This is a genomic window from Amycolatopsis sp. NPDC004169, assembly GCF_040610315.1.
Taxonomy (GTDB): Bacteria; Actinomycetota; Actinomycetes; order Mycobacteriales; family Pseudonocardiaceae; genus Amycolatopsis.
The window spans coordinates 182,918-203,487 of sequence record NZ_JBEXMD010000014.1 but is presented as its reverse complement, the minus strand read 5'-3'; the positions used below and the strand labels follow the sequence as shown (position 1 = coordinate 203,487).

The window sequence follows — 20,570 nt, the reverse complement described above, 5'->3', positions numbered from 1 at the left end:
GGACTCCTGATTGGGCCGCAGCAAGCTTCAGACGGCGCCCTGGCGCGGGTTGGGCGTTGCCGGGCGCTAGAGTTGCTCGTCCCGCAGGAATGCCTCGATCAGTTTTTGATCACGGCCACTGCGGGCGCCGGTGATTTCCAGCGATCGGCCGTCCTTGCGGATGATCAAGGAGCGATCTTTCGCCCTGCCGACCCAATCGCGCAGGGTCCGGCCGAGGATGATCAGCACTGGGGAGGAGCTGAGGGTGACGACGAGGGACAACGTCGAGGCGTCGACCCCTTTCGCGCCTTCCGGCGGCGTCCGGCCCTGGCCGAATTCGACCGAATCGACGTCGAGCCCGAGCAGTTCCTCGCGCAGTTGCCGGAGCTGCTCGTCGGCGAGCGTGGGATCTTCCTCGACAACTGTCACCGAAATGTCCGTCACGCCCGGCACGATATCCCATGCGCTTGGGGCGGAGCAGGTGCTCCGGTGACGCCTGGCGGGCGGCGTCTGGCCCTGCTCGTCGCAACTGGCCAGTACGCGGACCCGGGCCTGAAGCCGTTGCGGGGTCCGGTGAAGGAAGCCGATCAACTGGAACGGTTGCTGGCGGACCCGGACATCGGCGGCTTCGAGGTCCAGGTCGTTCCCGACGGGTCCATTCAGGAGGTGCGGGTGGCCATCGGCCGGTTCTTCACCGAGGCCACCCGGCAGGACTTGCTCCTGCTGCACATTTCGGGCCACGGCGTCAAGGACACCCGCGGCCGACTCCACTTCGCGACGACCGACACCTTGCTCGACTTGTTGAACGCCACCAGCCTGCCGGCGGAATTCGTCCGCGACGAGGCGGACCGCAGTCCGGCGCGGCAGGTGGTGTTGTGGCTCGACTGCTGTTTCAGCGGCGCTTTCCCCGCCGGTCACGTGCCCAAATCGGGAAGCCGGATCGACGTGGTGGACCAGCTGTCGGCGAAATCGGGCCGTGGTTGCCTGGTGATGACGGCCTCGACCCACCTCGAGCACGCTTTCGAGTCGGGAACCGGACATTCCCCGATCGGCCCGCAGGTCCCGTCGATCTTCACCGAAGCGATCATTTCGGGGTTGCGCAGCGGCGACGCGGACCTGGACGCGGACGGCCGGATCGAGGCGGTCGAGCTGTACAACTACGTCTACGATCGCGTCCGGTCCCGGACGCCCCACCAGACGCCGACCCGGAACGACCGGAGCAGCGGGCCGGTATACCTCGCGCACAGCCGGAAGGGCCTGTCGTTGCCCCCTGCGCTGGATCCGGACCTGCGCGCGGCGCTGCTCAGCAAACGGGACAGCCTGCGGTCCGAGGCGTGGAAGATCTTGCGCACGTCGGCGGCGGCGGGTGACCTCACGGCCATCGATACCCTGCAGAGGCTGGAGCACGACAAGCGTGCCCGTGAGCTCGCGCCTGCGGCGTCGAAGACGGCCGTGCCGGAGCCGGTCGGATCGGTGCGTGGCCCGCTGGAGCCAACGGCGCCGAGGCCGGCCGGACCGAAGGCGGCCACGCCGAAGCCGGTCGCGCTCGGCCGGGACGACGCCCCGGCGGGATCGGAGGTGCTCGAGCGGCCGCCGGCCGGATCGACACCAGCCGGGTTCGGCCGGGAAAAGGCGGCCGCCAGGTCGGCCGCGCCTGAGCGGGGAGAACCGGAGGCGCCCGCACTGAAGCCGGTCGGGCCGAATGGTGGCGCCCCTCAGGCCGCCTCCCTCACCGACCTCGGCCGACCGGCGACCGCATCGGCCGGTCCCTCTTCCCCGCCGGTGAAACGCGCTCGACGGCTGCCCGGCCGGCGGCGGCTGATCGCCTGGAGCACCTTGCTGACCGCGGCCGTTCTGGGTGCGGCCGCGACGGTCGGGTTCAGCCTGTACCTGTCCGCCGACGACGGTCCAGTCGTCCCCGAGAACGGTTACGAGCTGGCCTGGGCGACCGGTGGCACCCCGGACGGACAGACGGTCGGCGCGACCGTCGGCCGTCACGTGCCCGTCGTGCTCGGCTCACCGGGCGGCCAGCCGGAATTGGGCATGATCCTCCGGGCCCATGGGACCCCGCCGTCCGGCTCGTACCTGCGGGGCACGGTGAGCGTCGACCAGAAAGCCAAGCTGTGCGGCCCGGTGACCATCCTCCTCGGTGTCGGCAAGGTGTTCGTCACGCTGCACGTCGGGACGGGCGCCGGGGCCAGTGCCGCCGTGCCCTCGTCGATCGGTCCTCTCGCGGGCAGCGACCGGATCTCGATGACGATCGATTCTTCGGCTGCGACAGCCCCGCCGTGCGGCGCCGTGACTCTGAACTTCGAAAACTTCGTCGTAGCCGGCTGACGAGTCCGGTCAAGTTCCGTCCCCATTGCCCCGGACGAGGTACAGTTGCTGCGTGCCGGCCCACGGCGACGTCAGCGTCCAATGCGCCAGCGCGCCCGGCGGTGGGTCCCCGCGCACCAGGGCGTAGTCGGTGACGATCGGCCGGTCGCCGAAGTCGAAGAAGCGGAAGTTGACGTCGAGCAGCGTCCGGCTGAGCGTGCCGAGCCGGGCCTCGCGCTCGGCGATCGCCGGGCCGACGGCTCCGCGGTCGTCGAAGAGGTCCACGATCGCGCAGCCGCAGCTGTAGGCCAGCACACCGATCTCGCCGCCGCTGCGCACGGTGCCGTCGCCGACCAGACGGCCCAGCTCCGGTCCGATCCGCTCGTAGTCCGCGGTTGCGTCGTGGTTGGACATCAGCGGCGCGAACCGCCGTGGCAGGCCGCCGGCCGCGTACGCCCCGGTGCTGACCACCAGCACCCCCGCCACCGCGCCGGCGGCCACCACCCGGGCCGGCACGCGCACGGCCGCCGTCGCGGTGGCCGCGAAGAAGAGCGTCGCCGCGACCAGGCTCGGCCCGTAGTACCAGTGGTACGGCGGCACGTGCAGCCGCGTGTAGGCCAGGTAGTGCGCGATCCCGGCCGGCACCAGCGGGACGAACGGCCGCACCCGGGCCCACAGCGGGCCACCGCGGGCCGCGTCCGCCACGCAGAGCGCGAAGGCGAGCAGCGCGAGCGCGGCCGGGAGGAACGACGCGACCGTCGCCCACGGGAAGACCTCGGCGTAGAGGCCGGGGCCGTTGCCGAAGTCCCACGGCCCCCAAGACTTCTGCAGGGTCTTGATGATCACCGTGTCCGGCACCGCCGACCCGAGCACCACCCAGCTGAAGGCGAACCAGGGGAGCGCGACCGCCGCCGCGGCGAGCACCGACTGCCACGCCTTCTCCCAGAACCGGCGCCGCAGCGCGAAGAGCACCAGCGCGACCACGACCAGGTCGAGCCGGACGAGGGCGAGCAGCCCGGTCAGGACGCCGAGGGCGACCGGCCGCCGTTCGCCCGCGAAGACCAGCAGCCAGGCGACGCCGGCGGCGCCGAGGTCGACCTCGAGCCCGATCGACGACAGCAGCAGCGGGTTCACCGTCAGCATTGCGACGGCGATCGGTGCGAACCAGGCCGGCAGCCCCGCCCGGTCGCCCGCCCGGCGCAGCGCGAGGGCCAGCGCGACCTGGCAGAGCACGAACAGCGCACCGGCGGCGAGCACCGCGTCCCGCAGGACCAGCGTCAGTGCGGCGAGGAGCAGGACGTTCAGCGGCGACGTCGCGGTGTTCGACGTCTCCGCCGCGATCAGCCCCCAGTGCCCGTGGAAGGTGAGGTTGCGCGCGTAGGCCAGCGTGATGAACGTGTCGTCGACCAGGTGCGGGCGCACCACCGCGAAGACGGCGGCGGACACCACGGCGACGGCGCCGGGCAGCACCCAGCGCCGCGGCCGGGACTCCGGGGCCGGGATCGCCTGTGCCGGGTGGGCAAGCCGCTGCGTCACGGTTCGCGGGTGAGGGTGAAGTGCCCGGCGCCCCTGGCCGCGGACTGCACCGGCCAGCTGTCCGGCCCGGTCGCCGGCCCCGAGCCGTAGTTCAGCCGGTAGTCCGGTTCGCGCGGGGTGATCGAGCGGTCCAGCCAGTGGTAGTTCACCCGCAGCGCGAAGCTCATCAGCGGGTTCGCCGTGGCGATCCGCCGCTCGATCAGCTCCTTCGCGTGGCCGCGGTCGGAGAACTCGTCGATGATGGCGCACTCGCAGAAGTACGCGAGAGTGCCGATCTCCCCGGGACTGGCCACGCTCGCGCCGTCCAGCCGCGCGCCCAGCGCCGTGCCGACCCGCGCGTAGTCCGGTGCGCTGGCCCAGTTCCCGAAGACGACCGGCGACTTCCACGGGATGCCTTGGGCGACGTCGACGGCCGCCGCGCTCAGCGCCAGCAGTCCGGTCAGCCCCAGGGCGAGCAGCGGGGGAACGGTGCGCAGCGCCGTCCGCTCGCGGGCGCGCCCGAGCCAGGCACCGAAGGCCGCGACGGCGAAACTGCCCACCGTCGTCGTCGGGGCCACGTAGTACCAGTGGAACGGGCCGACGCCGATGAACGAATAGGCGACGAAGTAGAGGACGCCGCCGGCACCCAGCGCCGCCACCGTGCCGAGCGCGGGGAATTCCCGCCGCCGCAAGGAGATCCGGGCGACGGCCCAGCCGGCGAGCGCGACCACGCCGAGCACGGCCGGGAGGAACGTCACCAGCACGGTCACCGGGTAGACGTTGTAGTACATCACCGGCCCGGTGCGGTAGGTCCACGGCGCGAACAGCCCCGCCTGCGCCTGTTTGATGGCCAGTGTGTCGGGCACGAACGAGCCGAAAGCGAGCCAGCTGAAGACGAACCACGGCGCGGCCGTCAGCACCGCGAAACCGGCGGCAGGCAGCAGCCGCCGCCGGATCGCGGGCGCTCCGAGCGCGATCACCACCACGAACACGACGAGGTCGAGCCGGGTGAGGACGGCGAGCCCGGCGGTCACGCCGAACAGGATCGGCCGTCCTTCGAGCGCGAAGACCGTGAGGACCAGCAGGACAGCGGGGATCAACAGGACTTCGAGACCGATCGCAGACAGCACGAACGGGTTGACCAGCACCAGCACGACACCGAGCGCCCCGGCCGCGGTCGGCAGCGCCACCTTCCGCCCGATGCGCTGCCAGGCCCAGCCGAGCGCGCCGCCGCACAGGACCGTCAGGATCCCGAGCGCCACGACCGGGTGCGGGCCGCCGGCCACGCGCGTCACCAGGGTCAGTGCGGCGAGGAGCAGGACGTTCAGCGGTGACGTCGCGGAGTTCGCGGGCGAGCCGGGGATGATGCCCCATTCGCCGTGCACGGCCAGGTTCTTCGCGTAGGCGAGCGTGATGTAGCCGTCGTCGGTGAGACTCCCGCGCACCACCAGGAAAAGCGCGGCGGCCAGCACCGCCCCGAACACGGGCAGCCAGCGCCCTCTCGCGTCGACCTGCTTCGCGTCCGCTTCCAGCTGCACCTGTTCACCCCGGGGAAGCGCCATCGACGCCGAATCCGTCATCTGCCCGATCGACATGTCCCGGGGACCGTAATGACGATTGGTTACAGCGGTGCTACGGCACGGTTATGTTCCGCGGGTGCGGTTCGTTCTCCACGGCCGCGAGGCCCGGGTGGTAAAACGGAAGCGGGGGTGACGCGACCGGGTCGCGGAGGTGGGGCGGGTGCGGGTCCGGCTGCTGGGGTCGATCGACGTGCTCGTGCACGGCGCACCGCGTGCGGTGCCGGGCCGGCGGTTGAAGGCCGTGCTGGCGGCGCTGGCGCTGCAGCCGGGACAGGTGGTGAGCACCGACGGCCTGGTCGACGTCGTCTGGGGCGACGACAAGGCGCCGACCGCGGCGACGGTGCAGTCCCACATGTCCCACCTGCGCCGGATCCTGGGCGACCGCGCCGCGATCCTGGCTCGCTCGCCGGGCTACCTGCTGGACGTCGAGGGCGAAGCCACCGACGTCCAGGCCGCCACGCGCCTGTTCGCCGAGGGCACCCGGGAGACGGACGTCGCCGGGCGGGAGACGCTGCTGCAGGCCGCGGTGGCGCTGTGGCGGGGCAGGCCGCTGGCCGACCTCGCCGGGCTGAACTGGTTCGACCTGCACGCGCACCACCTCGACGAGCTGCACCTCAAAACCCGGCACGCCTTGGCGGACGCGTTGCTGGCACGGGGGCGGCACGAGCAGCTCATCCCGGAGCTGGAGGCGCTGATCCGGCAGCACCCCCACCACGAACCGAGCTACGGTCAGCTGATGCTGGCGCAGTACCGGGCCGGCAGGCAGGCGGATGCGCTGGCGACCTACCAGCGGTTGCGGCGCATCCTCGACGAGGAGCTGGGCTTGGCCCCGATCCCGGCCCTGCGCGACCTGGAATCGGCCATCCTGCGGCAGGACCCGGCGCTGGCGCCGCCGGCCCCGCCGATCGTGGCCGGCGGCCGGGGCGTCGTCCCCGCGCAGCTGCCGGCCGCGGTGAGCGGGTTCGTCGGCCGGGCCGCGGAGTTGTCCACATTGGACCGGCTGGTGGCCGCGGGCGCGCCGGCCGCGGCGATCGTCACGGGTACCGCGGGGATCGGCAAGACCGCCCTCGCGGTGCACTGGGCGCACCGGGTCCGTGACCGCTTCCCGGACGGGCAGCTGTACGTGAACCTGCGTGGCTTCGACCCGGCCGGGCCGCCGATGCCGCCCGCCGAGGCGGTGCGCGGCTTCCTCGACGCGCTCGGGGTGCCGCCGCAGGCCGTCCCGGCCACGCCGGACGCCCAGATCGGGCTGTACCGGAGCGTGCTGGCGGGACGCCGCGTCCTGGTCGTGCTGGACAACGCGCGCAACGCCGAACAGGTGCGCCCGCTGCTCCCCGGTTCGCCGGGCTGCCTGGCCGTGGTCACCAGCCGCGATCAGCTGGCACCGCTGATGGCGACGCACGGTGCCGTCCCGGTCCAGCCGGACCTGCTCGGCCCGCAGGAGTCGCACGCACTGCTGGACCGGAGAATCGGGTCCGGCCGCACCGCGACCGAACCCGGCGCGGTCGCCGAGCTGGTCACCCGGTGCGCCCGGCTCCCGCTGGCGCTGACGATCACCGCGGCCCGCGCGCAGGCGAGCCGGGCCCTTCCCCTGGCGGCGCTGGCGAAGGAACTGCGAGAGGCGGAAAACGTCCTGGACGCGTTGCGCGCCGGTGACGCCGAGACCGACCTGCGGGTCGTGTTCTCTTCGTCCGTCCAAGCCTTGGCGGCCGGCACCGCCCGGCTGTTCCGGCTGCTGGGCCTGCACCCCGGAGCGGAGATCACGGTGGCCGCCGCCGCCAGTCTCGGCGACCTGCCCGTCGCGCGGTGCCGGGCGGCGCTGGCCGAGCTCGCCGGGGCGCAGCTGCTGACCGAGCACCGCCCCGGCCGCTACACCTTCCACGACCTGCTGCGCGCCTACGCCCGCGACCAGGTCCACACCCGGCACCCGGCCGTCGAGCGGCAGGCGGCCGTGCATCGGCTGATCGACCACTACCTGCACTCCGCGCACCGGGCCTTCCGGCTGGCGTACGGCCCGCCGAAGATCTCCCTGCCGCCGGCCCGGCCCGGCGTCCGGCCCGAGGACCACGACGGTCCGCAGGCGGCGATGCGCTGGCTGGCCGCCGAACGCACCGCGCTCCCGGCGATGGCGGAACTCGCGGCCGCCACCGCCGGGTGCGAGGAGCAGGCCTGGCGGATCGCCGCGACGATGACCGGCAACCTGTGCTACGCCAACTACTGGCCCGACTGGGTCGTCGCCCAGCGCCGTGCCCTCGAGGTGGCCCGGCGCACCGGCGACCGGCTCGGGCAGGCCTACACCCACCTGGGCCTCGGCCGCACCCTGTACTGGCTCGGCCACCAGCAGGACGCCGCCGTCGAGGTCAAGGCCGCGGCACAGGCCTTCGCGGAGATCGGCGACCCGGCGGGCCGGGGACAGGCTGCCGGCCTGCTCGGCGCGCTGGCGACCGAGCGCGGCGACCACGGTGACGCGCTCGCCCACAAAGAGGACGCACTGGCGTTCTTCCGCGTCGCCAACGATCCCAACGGGCAGGCCTACGCCCTGAACAACCTCGGGTGGACCCACGCCACGCAGGGCAGGCCCGAGCCGGCCCTCGCCCGCTGCCGGGAGGCGCTGGACCTGTTCCGCACGACCGGTGACCGCCCCGGCAAGGCCGCCACGCTCGACAGCATCGGCTACGCCTACCAGCTGCTGGGCCGGCACGACCGCGCCGTCGGCTGCTACACGGCGGCGGTCGAGCTGTTCCGCGACATCGGCAACCACTACGACGCAGCCGAGATCCTGAGACGCCTCGGCGAGGCCCACGCCGCCGCCGGGGCGCCGGAGGCGGCGCGCAAAGCGTGGGCGACAGCCCTGCGGCTGGGCACCGAATTGGGCCACCCCGACGTCGAACACGTCCGCGGGCGGCTGCGCGACCTCGGGTGACGCCCTCGCCGGAAAGCCGCTGCAAGGACCTTTGCAGGTTGCTTGCAGCACCACGCGGCACGCTTCGCCCGCCACATCGGCTACGTGACAATGGGAGGCGATCACGTGCACACCAGAACGAAGGTTTCGAGGGCGCTGCTCGGCGCCGCGGCCGCCGCGGCGATGGCGGTGCCGGCCACGGCACAGGCCGCGCCGACACCGGCCGCTCCGGCCGCGGCGCCGCCGACGACGGGGTTCGTGAAGATCCAGAGCCAGGGCGACCTCACCATGTGCCTGCAGCCCACGTCGGCGAACCTGGACGTTCCCGTCGTCCAGGAGAAGTGCCAGCCCGGACTCGACCTCCAGGACTGGCAGTTCCAGAAGCTGGGGTCGGGCCCGACCTACCGGTTCCAGAACGTGGCTTCCGGCGGTTGCCTCTGGGCCTTCGAACCCGATGGCGGATCCCCGGTGGGGATCGAGGAGTGCGGGAGCAGCCCGTTCAGCAACACGGAGTTCAACTCGGGCTTGAACCTGCCCGACTCGGTGTTCCTGGAGTCGCTGATCGGCTTCCGGCACACCGGTGAGTGCCTCTGGGTGCCGCCCGACGCCAAGAGCAAGGTGGGTGTGCAGATGGTGGTCCGTCCGTGCCAGCCCGCGGACGTGTCCTTCGAGGGCTGGAACATCTTCCACAACGCCCTGTAGCCACGCCGAGAGGGGAAACACCGACGAGGTCTCCGTTGCCCGGTTCCGCGACCCGGCGGGAACCCGGTGCCGGAGACCTCGCGGTGCGCAGTGCTGTTCCTCCTGCTGCTGAACGGCATTGCCGTCGGCCGATCTGCTCGTTCAGGTGGGGTCACCTGGTTGCCGTTTGTCCGCGGCCGGGGCGGGTAAGGCGGTGGTTTGGCCGGTTCGACGATCGAGGAGCGCACTGTGGACGAGGACCAGGTGAAGGCTGTGCTGGCGGCGGAAGGGCCGTTCGCATCGGTGTTCCTCGAGGATTCGCACGACACCGAGGACGCGGAGCGGCAGCTCGAGCTGAAACTGCGGGAGATCGCCGCCCGGCTCGGCGAGCGGGGGGCCGACGACGCGACGGCCGAGGCGGTCGTGACGGCGATCCGCGACAGCGAGCCCCCGGTCGGCCGGAGCGGGCGCGGGGTCGTCGCGGCCGGGGGCCGGGTCGTGGTGGACCGGCGGCTCGCGGATGCGCCGGCCGCCCAGGTCGAGCGCGTCTCGCCGCTGCCGTACCTGCTGCCGTTCTTCTCGCACGGTGCGCCGTCGATCCCGTACCTGCTGGTGACGGTCGACCACCGGGGCGCGGACCTGGTGACCCGCGACGGCGAGGGCCGGGAGGTCGCCACCGAGACGGTGACGGGCGAGGACTGGCCGCTGCACAAGGTGCGCGGCGGCGGGATGGCGCACCGCAGGATGCAGGCCGACGTCGAGGAAACCCGCGACAAGAACCTGGAGGACGTCGCCGGACGCGTCGCCGAGCGGGTCGCGGCGGTGCAGCCGGGGCTGGTGCTGCTGGTGGGGGAGGTGCAGGCCCGCCGGGCGCTGCACGAGAAGCTGCCGACGGCGGTCCAGGACGTCACCCGGGAACTGGAGGCCGGCAGCCGGGCCGCGGGGGCCTCGCAGGAGGATCTGGAGCAGGAGATCCGGACCGTGCTGGCCGGTGAGCGGCTGAAGGTGCTGGACGAGCTCGCCGAGAGCTTCCGCACCGGGCTGGGCCGGGAGGACGGGCTCGCGGTGACCGGGCTCGCCGAGGTCGTCCGGGCGCTGGCCGAGGCCAACGTGGACACGCTGTTGATCGGCGATCCCGGCGACGCCGAGGTCTGGGCCGGCCGCAACGCCGGCGAAATCGCGCTGGACCGTGACGGGCTGACGGCATTCGGCGTCGAGGACGGACGGCGGCAGCGGGCGGACGAAGCCGTGCCGTGGGCGGCGCTCGTGTCGGGCGCGTCGGTGACGGTCATGGACGAACGGGTCGACCTGAAGGAGGGGATCGGGGCGCTCCTGCGGCACTCCTGATCGTCCGGCCGCGTTCCCCGCGGGCGGCGCGGGGGCCGGTCAGCGTGGTTCCGCGGGTGCCGGAAAGGCGGCGAGTCCGGCTTCCGCCAGCTGGGCGGCCCGGCGGACCTCGCAGGCCACGGCGTCGATCGCGTCCGGCAGGGGGTGGCCGGGGCGCACGTGGGTCCGGAGGGCGCGGAATTGGACCCGCCACAGGCCGAGGAGCGTCGCCGCGGCGATCTGCGGTTCGGGGTCGTCAGGGCGCAGCCCGGTCCGGGTGGCGAGCGCTTCGGCGGCGATGTCGACGAACCGGTCGGCGATGTCGCTCTGGTAGGCCCGCAGCGACGGCGTGTTCCGGATCAGGTCGCCGAACTGCCGGTACTGCGCCAGCGCGCGGTCGGCGTCGGCGTCTGCGTCTGTGGTGAGGGCGGTGGCGAGGACGTCCCGTTCGTGGTCGAGGATCGCCAGCATCGCGCCGACCGGGGTCAGCGCCGGGTCCGGCAGGTGGGTGCGCAACGCGTCGGCCGTGGCCTCGAGCCGGTCCAGGAGCAGCGCTTCCTTGCTCGGGAAGTAGTTGAAGACGGTCTTTTCGGACACCCCGCACGCTTCGCCGACGTCGGCGACCCGGACGGCGTCGAAGCCGCGTTCGAGGAACATCCGCGCGGCGGTGTCGGACAGCTGCCGGCGCATCGCGCGTTTCTTGCGCTCCCGCAATCCCTCGACGGCCGGCCGGCCGGTTCCCGCTGTCGTCATGCGGCCATCCTACTTCAGCCACACGAAAGTTTCTGCTACTGTAAATTTACAGCAACTGAAGGTAGGAGTCCGCAATGTCCGAGATCCACATCGTCCGCGACTACCCGCACTCGCCCGTGAAGGTCTGGCGCGCCATGACCGACCCGGACCTGATCCCGTACTGGACCTCGACCGGCAAAGGCGCCCGCGCGGTCGGCTTCGAGCCGGTGGTCGGCACCAAGTTCCGGTTCGTCGCCAAGCCGATGCCCGGCTGGCGGGGGATCGTCGACTGCGAGGTGCTGGAGGTCCGCGAGCGCGAACTGCTGCACTACACGTGGGTGGGCGCAGAGGGGGAGACACCCAGCCACGTCCGCTACCGGCTCGAGCCGGTAGCCGGCGGAACCCGTTTCACCTACCACCACACCGGATTCACCGGAATCGGCGGGTTCGCGATGGCCAAGCTGCTCGGCTCGGTCCGCACCAAGATGCTGACCGTCGGCGTCCCGGCACTGCTGGCCGAACTGGACGAGACCGGCGCCCTGCTCCCGGACGCGCCCTCGCGGCTGGCGCGACCCCGGTGAACATCCCCGCGCAGGTCTTCGCGCTCATCGCGGCGGTGATGCACTTGTGGATGTTCACGATGGAAAGCATCCGCTTCGCGCGCCCCGAGGTGCACGCGATGTTCGAGGTACGCGCGGCGGACGTCGACGTGGTCCGCCCGTGGGCGTTCCATCAGGGCTGTTACAACGCATTCCTGGCTTTGCAGGTGCTCGCGGGGCTGATCGCGGCCGATTCCGGGGCGATCGCGGTCGGCCGCGCCCTCGTTTCGGCCGCGGGAGCGTCCATGCTCGCGGCGAGCGTGGCCCTGATCGCCTTCGACCCCCGGCGGGCCCGGATCAAGGGTCTGCTGGGCCAGGGCGCACCCGCCCTGGCCACCCTCGTCGCTCTGATGGCCTGAACCGCCGCAGGGCGCTAGCGCCTCGGGGTTCCGTTCAGCGCTCAGCTTGGTGTGCGGGCACCCGCTCGTCCGGACTGGCGTAGCCGAACGGGGTCTGCGAATGGCTGCTCGCACCTACGTCGTCTCGGATTCGTCCGGCAACATCCAGCGGTGGCGGAGTGCCGGCGCGAGAGGTGGCAGGGCGCATCGTCCGGCGTCGGTGATGAGATCCGCCAGGGGAAGCACTCCCGGCCAGTATCTGACTCTGTCGACGCCGGCCGTGATGAGCCGGCCTTCCGGGCCGCACGCCAGCATGCTGATACCGAGGCTGTGGTCGCCGGGGAGCAGCTCGTACAGCAGCCGTCCATCCGGGGCCCACACCCACATGGTGTGATCCCAGCCGCCGCCGGCGACGACCAACCCCGCGTCGGTGACCGCGAGACCGCGGACCTTGCCGTCGCGGGGGACGCCGAGCACCTGCACGGCGGCCCCGTCCCGGCTCCAGCGGCGAATGCTGCCGTCCCCGGCTGCAGTGAGCAGGGCGCCGTCCGGGGCGAAGGCCAGGTGTTCGACCGGCTCGGTGTGACCTGTGAGTGCATGGTGCAGGACGCCGTCTCGGTCCCAGAGGCGAGCGGTGTTGCCGGCCGATGCGGCCGCCAGCCGACCGTCTTCGGCGCACGCGAAGGCAAGAGTTCCTTCGTTGTCTTCGGCCTTTTCGAGCACCTGGACTTCGCCCGCGGTGTTCCAGATCCGGAGCGCTCCGCCGGTGGTGGCGGTGACGAGCCGGCCGTCCGGCGCGAAGCTCATCCGGCCGACCGGCGATTCGTGCGCGTCGAGGGTGTGCAGCAACGTGCCGTCACAGTCCCAGACCCGCACCGTGTGGCCGAATGCGACGGCGAGACGCCCGTCGGGGGCGAACGCCAGGTGGCGCGCGTTCAGGTCCTGGCCTCCGGCGAGCGTGTGGATCAGGGTACCGTCGGCCGTCCTGACTTTCACGGTCGTGCCATCGGCTTCGGCGCGGCGACGTCCCGGGCCGACTGCCCACCACCCGGAATCGGCACGGAGAACGCTGACCGCATCCGTCATCAGCCCGGCACCCAAAACGGCAAGTTCTTTGAACCGGGCAGCACCTGCACCTCGAGGCAGCAATCGCGTGAGCCGATTGACGTCCCAGACGTACACCGTGCTGGATGTGGCCGTCACAAGCCGGCCGTGCATGCTGAAATCGAGGACAGTCGCGAAATACGAGTCCGCCATCTTGATGCGAGCGACCACGCCTTCGGCAACGCACAACCGCACCCCGCCTGGTGTGACTGTGGCCAGCAGCTCATCCGGTCCGCACACCAGCGAAGTGACCCCCCATGTCATGTCCGGATCGGCTGCCTTGATGAACTTCTGGTGCGAGCCGTTCAGTGTGCAGCTGAGCGCACTCCCGTTGCTGCCGACTGCGAACAAGTGGCCGGTGCGGGAGAAAACGAGATCACGCACCGGCCCGGCGATCGTCACGGGGGTGTCTTCTACCGAGTCATCAGACCATGGGGGAGCGCCGTCCGGCTGCCAGACCCGCACCTCGCCGTTTCGGTAGCCTGCAGCGATCCACCCATCGCTGTCCACCGCCAGCGCGGTGACCGGCGACTCCTCGGCAGGCTGTAAGCGGCGTTGTTCCGGGCCACTGCTGCCCCAGGTGCGGATCTCCCCGTTCTCACCGGTGGTGACCAGCAGGGCGTCGGGCGCGAACACGACAGCTGTCCGCTCTCCGTCACCGGTCAACCGGCGAATCGGCTTTCCGTCGGAACCCCACAGGCTCAGCACGTGGTGGCCTGCGGCGGCAAGCCGGCCGTCGGCGGCGAACACCAGGTCGGTGACCCGGTCCATGTTGTCGTCGAGGTGGTGGATCATCTTTCCGTCGGTACCCCACACGGTGACACGTCCCGCCGCGTCCCCGGAGGCGAGCCGGCCGTCCGGTCCGAAGGCGAGCGCACTGACTGGCTCACGATCTCCCGTCAGTTCGTGCAGCAGGGTGCCCTCCGCGGACCAGATCCGGATCGTGCCCTGCTTGTCCGCTGTGGCGAGGCGACCGTCTGGTGCGACGCGGGCACAGCACACGTCCGCGCTGTGTCCGGTGAGGACGTGCCGCAGGCCGGTGGCCAGCGACCGGTAAAGCGCGGTGCTCGCGGTCGAGGTCGGCGCCAATTCGGTGCACGCGGCCAGCGACAGGCTGATCGCGGTCGCCGGGTCGTCGTCGAGGATCTCCAGAGCGTGTTCGGCCGCCACGTTCGCGCGGCGCTGAAGATCGGTCTCGTCGTGATCCGTGCACGCGGCGGCGAACTCGGCGAGCGGCTCGGGCAGCGCCACTGTGGTGTCCGAGGTCAGGTCGGCGAATCGTGCGACGGGAACCAGGTAGCCGGTGGACCGCCCGGCGTTCACCCACGCCTTCGCGAGCGCCAGCAACTCGGTGATCCGCTGCAGCGTGCCACGGTGTGTCGTGATGTGGTCGGCCAGTGGCCGCCACTGGCGCAGCAAGGCCTCGTGCGTCACCTCGTACAGAACGCGACCGTCGGGGCCGGTGTCGCTCGTGAGCAAGTGTGCCTGGACGAACGCGACCACGACATCCCGCTGCGCGGCGGCCAGCGTGTCGTCCCACACCGGTCGGCGGGTGGGTTCCTCGCCCTGCAGGTCCACGAACAGCAGCAGGGTGGTCAGCGTGGTGTCCAGCTCGCGCCCGGACGCGGCCACCGCCGCTTCCGCGCGGCCCGCGACCGCCCCGCCCACCTTGCCGGCATTCCCGTAGTCGGCCCAGCTGATGTACCGATCGCGGCCCAGGCCGTCGTACAGCACGCTGAGGAGCGAGCTGAGCAGCGGCAGCGCGTCACCCCGGCCGGTGTCGCGCACGATCTCCTCCACCAGGCCGGCCTCGAACGTCGTATCGGTCAGGCCGGCGGGCCCGGCCACGACCTGGCGGATCTGCCGAGGCTCGAGCGCGTTCACCATGAACGGCTCGGTGAACAGGCCGGCGCCGGGTCCTTCCTGGAACCGGCCGATCCATTCCGACCGCACCGTGGCCACCACGTGCAGCCTCTGATCCTGCGTCACCAGCGCGTACAGCAGCGCCAGAAACAGGTTTCGTTCCTTTTCGGTGTGCTGGACCGCCGCTTCCTCGAACTGATCGACGACCAGCAGCACTCGCGGCCGAGTCCCTCTCGCCAACCGCACAGCCTTCGACACGGGTTCCGGCCCCGGTGCGGGGCCGCCGTCCTGCACCGCCGCCAGCACGGTTTCCGCCGCCCCGCGAACCTGCGTGCCCAACAACTGCCTGAGTTCGTCGACACCGGATGTGCCCGGGGTGATCGGTCCCAGAACCGTCCACCGGTCACCGAGCGCCGGCAGCAGCCCGGCCAGTACGAGGGAGGACTTGCCGCTGCCCGACGGCCCCACCACCGGCACGAACCGCAGCGAGGGTGCCGTGGCGCCCTGCACCCGTCGCACCAGGTCACGCCGATCGTCCGTACGTCCGAAGAACACCGGCGCCCGGTCACCGCCGTAGGCGGCCAAGCCCGGATACGGGTTCTCGCCCGTCCACTCGGGTGCCGGTAGCCGCGCACGGAACCACAGCCACCCGGCGCGCACGCTGACCGCCGCGACCACGGCCGCGCCGATCAGCCACGACCACTTCACCACCGGCTGAGCCCACCCCGGCCACCGGTCCGGGCTGGCGGTCACCAGGTTGGTGAGCACACCGATGCCGATCCCGAGCAGGAACACCCCGAGCCCGGACGACTGCGGCGCACGTCGACGCCGAGGCCTCGACCACCACATTCGCACCACTCCTCGAGCCCGGGGGGAAACATTCGTCCCACAGCAGCCGGAGCACGCCTCCGCCTGCTCGTCGGTAGCTGCGGATCAGCTGACGAGTCCGCTGTAGATCCGGTCGGACAACTTGGCGACCGTACACGCGGCCACCGAGACCTCGTTCCGGAACGGCAGTGTCCGTTGGCATTCCTCGGCTTTCCGCAGAGGTTCGTCGGTCACGTACCGAACTTCGACCGGCGCGGACGACGCCCTGATCGGTTGGTCGACCGCGATCGCGACCTTGCCGCACGCGGTCAACGTGCTCAAGACCCTCTCGCTGACGTACTTGCCTCTCAGATCGATGGTTTTCGCGAACCGCTCGGCTTGGAGAATCGTGCATTCACCGGCGTCGACCCCGTCCAGGACGTTGTCTGCCGCAAGAGCGGAGGGGAGCCCGATCGTGTTCTCGATGACCGCCTGGGCGATTCTGGTCGGATCTCTGGTGGTCAGCGACGGAATTCCGTTCCCGGCGACCAGGACCGATCCGTCGAATCGGACGAAGAGGGCGGTGTACCCGGTGGTGAGCTTGGAGGAGAGCAGGGAGACGGCGGAATCGGCGATCGGGCCGTTCTGCGGTGTGGTGTACAGCCGGTACGTTCTGGTGACGTGGGAGGCGTCGATGCCCTCGGTCACGGCATTGAACGTGCCGGGAGCCATGTCCGAGAACTGTCCGAGAACCGCCACTGGAGAGATCAGGTCGCTGGTCTCGGTGTCCGGCTCGAGCACCTTCTCCGCCTGAGTGACCGAGGAGCCGTTGCCCATCAGCTTCGCCACGTCGTCGGCGTCGAGCACCGCCGCGCACTGCGCGGTCCCGTCCGCATCGACGACGGTGACGAGGGTGGTGTCGGCGTGCGGCAGACCGGTCGAGCCACAGGCGGCGGGCTGGGCCAGGTCGACCACCACCACCGCGGCCACCACGGTGACGGCCGAGAGCCACAACGCGGCCACGCGGACACCGGGGCGCCCGGTCCGCACGTCCTTGCTCTCGATGACCAGCCGCTCCTGCAGGGCGACGTGCCAGAACTCGTACCCGGCGACCCCGGCCCGCAGCAGCCCCTTGTCCCGTGCGTCCGCGAGGAATCGCTCCAGCCGGAGCGGCAGCCGGCCGGCTACCCCCAGCAGCACCTTGGCGACCACGTACCGGGGCCAGCGGCTGGTGAGCAGCACGGCGACCACCAGCAGCACGGTGATCACGAGAGTCTGGACGGCGAACGCCGTCACGTTCTTTTCGGTGGGTTCGGGCATCTGGTCGAGGACCGGCCGGATGACAACGGGGATGCCCAGTGTGGCGGCGACCCGCTGGCCGGCCTGCATGCCCAGGCAGGCGGCCGCGATACACAGCGAAACCGTGAGCGTGGCGGCCACCACCAGGGTGCCGGCCGCACCGAGCAGCGTTGCGCGCCGCTCGCGGCGCAGGACGTCGGCCGGCTCGGCCCGGCCGACCACGGCGGCGCGTGCGATGAGGTGCCGGTGGAGACCGACCGCCAGCGCGCAGACGGCGGCGAGTGCGGCCATCGTGAACACGAAGCTCACCGCCCCCGCCACTCTCCGGTCCGGCGCGCGGTTGATGCTGTCGGTCGCCAGGAGGATGACCAGTGCGATGGCGGCGGGCACCAGGACCAGGAGCGCCCCGTCGCGTGCGCCGGAACGGAAGCCCAGCCGCCGCTGGTCGACCCGGCGGCCCAAGCCCAGGAACCACAGGATCGTGCAGAAGAGCCCGAACACGGCCGCCGAGGTGAACGGCGAGCTCAGGATTTTCGTCGGATCCTTGATGTGGAGCGGGGCCAGCACCGCCGCGACGACCCCGCCGCCGGCCAAGCCGACGAGCGCGCCGGTCCACGGCGACAGCACCCGGTTGGGCAGCCGCCACCGGTTCAGCTCCCGCTCGGCGTGCTGGTGCAGGTGGCGGGCCAGGTAGGTCAGGTACCGCCGTGCTTTGCCCGCCGTCCACCCGTGGCCGTGCTCGGGGTAGACGGAGTCGATCAGGACGTCGACCAGGCGGTCCCGCACGTCGTTGCCGCTCGTGAGGGCGAGGAGGTCGGAGGGGTCCCGGTCGGCATAGGCCTTGGTGAACAACGAAAGCATCAACGGCGTCGACAACGCGATGCCCAGAGGACCGGCAGGGTCCGCCCGGACGGCATCCGCGACCGGCGCCCAGCGCACGTCGTCCTGCAGGCGCCGGCCGATCTGGCCCGGCGTCAGCGGCAGGACCTCGAAGACCGGTGACTGGCGCAGGGCGGGAGCCCCGGCGGCGACGCCCTCCGCGTACTCGACGGAACGGCAGGTGAGCAGGATCGGACGATGGCCGGCCAGGGTGGCGTTGATGCGGCTGAGCGCGCGACGACGGAGGTGCTCGGGCAGTTCGTCGAGGCCGTCGAGCACCGGGAAGATGACGTTCTGCTCCAGCAGCGCCCGCGGGATGCGTTCGGCTCCGGCGTAGTGGGCGGCGGCCAGCGCGCGCACGATGAACGTGTCGAGATCGTCCGCGACCGGATCCCACGCCGACAGCGAAAGCAGCACGGGGACTTTGTCGCCCGCCGTCCGCTCGGCCAGCAGGCCGACGACGAGGGAGATGGCGAGGAACGTCTTGCCCCCGCCGGGCTCGCCGAGGAGCACGGCACGCTGCTTCGGCAGGGCCCGGAAGGCGGCGGCGACGTCCAGAACGGCCTGCTCGGGATTTCCGGTGACGACGCGGCGCGGCTTCGCGGTCGCGCCCACCTGGTGCCATTGCACCGGCAGCGCGTCATCGGCACCCGAGCGCAGCCGGCGCGCGACCAGCTCCGGCCCCCAGCGGTCCAGCAGTTCCGCGGCGAGCGCGGTCCCCTCGGCCAGCGTGTCGACGGCTTTCCGGCGCACGGCGAGAAATCGCGCCAGAGCGGCGAATCCCCCGGCCAGCGCCAGCAAACCGGCGAGCACGCTCGCCAGCGCGTTGCTGGTCTCCAACGGCGCTCGCACCAGCACATAACCGACAACGGCGACCAGAGCGGCGAGCACCGCGAACAGGCGGCGACGGGACGGAAAGAGCACACGTGAAGGTCGCTGCCGGCCGCACCCTGTTACAGGGTTCCGTGAAGATGCGAACGAGCCGACCCGACCGACGTCGTCTGTCGCCGCCGCAACCCGAACCATCCGCTCGAACCTCGATACGGCCGCTCTTGCCGCGTCGAGCCTGCTACTCTTATCGCGATGATGACCTACTCGAACAGATCGGGGGTCTCGTTCGTCAAAGGTGGGTGCTGATGCACCCTTTGACCGCGAACGAAGACTTCCGCCTTTCTTTCTGGGCACGCGTCCGTGAGTTCGCAGTGCCGCCGTCGATGATCGAGTCGGCGACCGCTCGCCGTGCGGTGGGTGATTGGGCCGGGGCCTGCGCGGCCGCGCGTGTCGATGTGGATCTGGACCTACGGGCCGCCGGCCGTGCCCATGGCGGCCAGCTGGTCGCCCGGGTCCGCGCCGATCTCCGGCACCTGGCTCCTGACCTGCTGCGGTGGCATTTTCCGCGTATCGGCCCCAACGGCCTGCTGCGACCGGGACTCACGGTTTCCCTGGCTCGCTACGGCCCGGCGGCAACCGGCGGCGGCGCGATCCACCTCGTGGTGCGCACGCCACCGGCGTGGGCGGGTGGCGGCCAGCGGATCAGCCTCGCGCTGTGGGAGCCATCCGAGCCCGGCGCCGGGCTCCATCCCCATCCCCGCCCCGACCGCCGGTATCGCCTCGACCTGCACCGCCACCTGTGGGACGTGCGCCGGGCCGGCGAGCTGCTCAAGCGATCCGGCCGCTGGCCTTCGCACGGGAATGCCGCCCACGCCGGCATTCCCGTCGGGGTGGACGCCTGCGCCGTGGACCGGTGGGCCGCCGAGGCGGCGCTGCTGCTGAGCGCGGAAACGAGCCCGGGCAACGTCGTCGCCGTGCGGCTCACCCGCAGGCACCGGGTGCTGCTGAACCTGGGGCCACCGGACGAGGCGGTCGGCGGTCGCGCGGTGCCGGTCCTGCCCGACGCCGCGACCTGGGTCCTGCCCGACCTGCGGCTGCTCCACGCCGGGTTGGTCGACGTCGAGCGGCTGCACCCGCTCGTCGCGTCGGCGCTGCGACCCGGCGGCCGGCCGGCCGGTGCAGAACGCCGGCCGAGCGGCTCAGAACCTCTGCGCCTCGTCGAGTGTCGTGGTGCCACGCATCGGATCGCCGTCGTGAACGGGGTGCTCGCCCCGCTGGACCACGACCCCGGCGAGATCCGCCGCGAGGAGCTGCTGGGTGCGCTGGGCGGGCCCGAGGTGCCGTGCCTGCAGGCCATCGACGAAGCCCATCGGCATCCCGAGAACCTCGAGGAGGTTCGCGCGCGGCTGGACCACGGCGACACCGCCGGGGCCTGCGCCGCCGTCGAAACCCTGCTCGGGCCGGACGTGCTCGTACGCGGCGGGGCGCTGCGCGACGAACTGGAAACGGCGGCTCGCCGCCAAGTGCTCCACGGGCTGTACCGGACCGGACTCGCCGGATGCGGGCCGCTTCCGTCCACAAAGGACAACCGCCGTCGCGTGCGCCGCCGCCATCCGCGCCACGCGAACGTTCACTGACGCCCACTTCGCCTGGCCGGCGCCCGGCCCCGATTCGACCCAAGGTGATCAAAACTGTCTGCTGCCAGGAAAGTCTCTGCCGAACCACCGCACCGCCGACCGCTGGACGTCGCCGGCGAGCTGCTGGCACTGCTGCACGAGACGACCACCGAGCCGCGTGCCGACGCTCAGCTGGAAGCCCT

General features: G+C 71.8%; 13 protein-coding genes. 7 read left to right on the top strand and 6 right to left on the bottom strand.

Annotation, left to right across the window (positions count from 1 at the left end; genetic code table 11):
• Positions 1-66 precede the first annotated feature (66 nt).
• Entirely contained in the window at positions 67-408 is a 342-nt protein-coding gene (locus ABZX11_RS21225) for a hypothetical protein (protein ID WP_354915316.1), read from the bottom strand.
• Here ABZX11_RS21225 and ABZX11_RS21220 point away from each other — a divergent pair.
• Positions 358-2,316 (top strand): caspase family protein, encoded by a 1,959-nt coding sequence (locus ABZX11_RS21220; RefSeq protein ID WP_354915313.1) that lies wholly within the window; start codon positions 358-360, stop codon positions 2,314-2,316. The two genes, ABZX11_RS21225 and ABZX11_RS21220, sit on opposite strands and share 51 nt — an antisense overlap.
• A 9-nt stretch (positions 2,317-2,325) precedes the next feature.
• Here the strand turns inward: ABZX11_RS21220 and ABZX11_RS21215 are convergent, their stop codons facing one another.
• Together ABZX11_RS21215 and ABZX11_RS21210 are read right to left on the bottom strand one after the other, a co-directional pair.
• Positions 2,326-3,831: a hypothetical protein gene (locus tag ABZX11_RS21215; RefSeq protein ID WP_354915310.1), complete on the bottom strand. Its 1,506-nt coding sequence runs from the start codon at positions 3,829-3,831 to the stop codon at positions 2,326-2,328.
• Complete coding sequence (locus ABZX11_RS21210) at positions 3,828-5,405, bottom strand: hypothetical protein (protein ID WP_354915307.1); 1,578 nt, start codon at positions 5,403-5,405, stop codon at positions 3,828-3,830. Before ABZX11_RS21210 ends, ABZX11_RS21215 begins: the two co-directional genes overlap by 4 nt.
• A 145-nt stretch (positions 5,406-5,550) precedes the next feature.
• Here ABZX11_RS21210 and ABZX11_RS21205 point away from each other — a divergent pair, with 145 nt between their 5' ends.
• The 3 genes from ABZX11_RS21205 (at position 5,551) to ABZX11_RS21195 (ending at position 10,320) form a co-directional block, all read left to right on the top strand.
• Positions 5,551-8,313, top strand: coding sequence for a BTAD domain-containing putative transcriptional regulator (locus ABZX11_RS21205; protein WP_354915304.1), 2,763 nt, complete (start codon positions 5,551-5,553; stop codon positions 8,311-8,313).
• Between the two features lie 105 nt (positions 8,314-8,418).
• Complete coding sequence (locus ABZX11_RS21200) at positions 8,419-8,994, top strand: RICIN domain-containing protein (RefSeq protein WP_354915301.1); 576 nt, start codon at positions 8,419-8,421, stop codon at positions 8,992-8,994.
• A 198-nt stretch (positions 8,995-9,192) separates the two neighbouring features.
• Positions 9,193-10,320, top strand: coding sequence for a Vms1/Ankzf1 family peptidyl-tRNA hydrolase (locus ABZX11_RS21195; RefSeq protein ID WP_354915298.1), 1,128 nt, complete (start codon positions 9,193-9,195; stop codon positions 10,318-10,320).
• A gap of 39 nt (positions 10,321-10,359) precedes the next feature.
• Here the strand turns inward: ABZX11_RS21195 and ABZX11_RS21190 are convergent, their stop codons facing one another.
• Positions 10,360-11,052 (bottom strand): TetR family transcriptional regulator, encoded by a 693-nt coding sequence (locus ABZX11_RS21190; protein WP_354915295.1) that lies wholly within the window; start codon positions 11,050-11,052, stop codon positions 10,360-10,362.
• Between the two features lie 74 nt (positions 11,053-11,126).
• Here ABZX11_RS21190 and ABZX11_RS21185 point away from each other — a divergent pair, with 74 nt between their 5' ends.
• Complete coding sequence (locus tag ABZX11_RS21185; protein ID WP_354915292.1) at positions 11,127-11,612, top strand: SRPBCC domain-containing protein; 486 nt, start codon at positions 11,127-11,129, stop codon at positions 11,610-11,612.
• Entirely contained in the window at positions 11,609-11,989 is a 381-nt protein-coding gene (locus ABZX11_RS21180) for a DUF1304 domain-containing protein (protein WP_354915289.1), read from the top strand. Before ABZX11_RS21185 ends, ABZX11_RS21180 begins: the two co-directional genes overlap by 4 nt.
• Positions 11,990-12,103: 114 nt before the next feature.
• On the opposite strand, the gene ABZX11_RS21175 is transcribed toward ABZX11_RS21180, so the two are convergent.
• Positions 12,104-15,730: an AAA family ATPase gene (locus ABZX11_RS21175; protein ID WP_354915286.1), complete on the bottom strand. Its 3,627-nt coding sequence runs from the start codon at positions 15,728-15,730 to the stop codon at positions 12,104-12,106.
• Positions 15,731-15,868: 138 nt separating this feature from the next.
• On the bottom strand, positions 15,869-18,844 hold the full coding sequence (locus ABZX11_RS21170; RefSeq protein ID WP_354915283.1) for an NACHT domain-containing protein: 2,976 nt from the start codon (positions 18,842-18,844) through the stop codon (positions 15,869-15,871).
• A gap of 2 nt (positions 18,845-18,846) precedes the next feature.
• Here ABZX11_RS21170 and ABZX11_RS21165 point away from each other — a divergent pair, with 2 nt between their 5' ends.
• Complete coding sequence (locus ABZX11_RS21165) at positions 18,847-20,388, top strand: hypothetical protein (RefSeq protein ID WP_354915280.1); 1,542 nt, start codon at positions 18,847-18,849, stop codon at positions 20,386-20,388.
• The last annotated feature ends 182 nt before the right edge of the window (positions 20,389-20,570 follow it).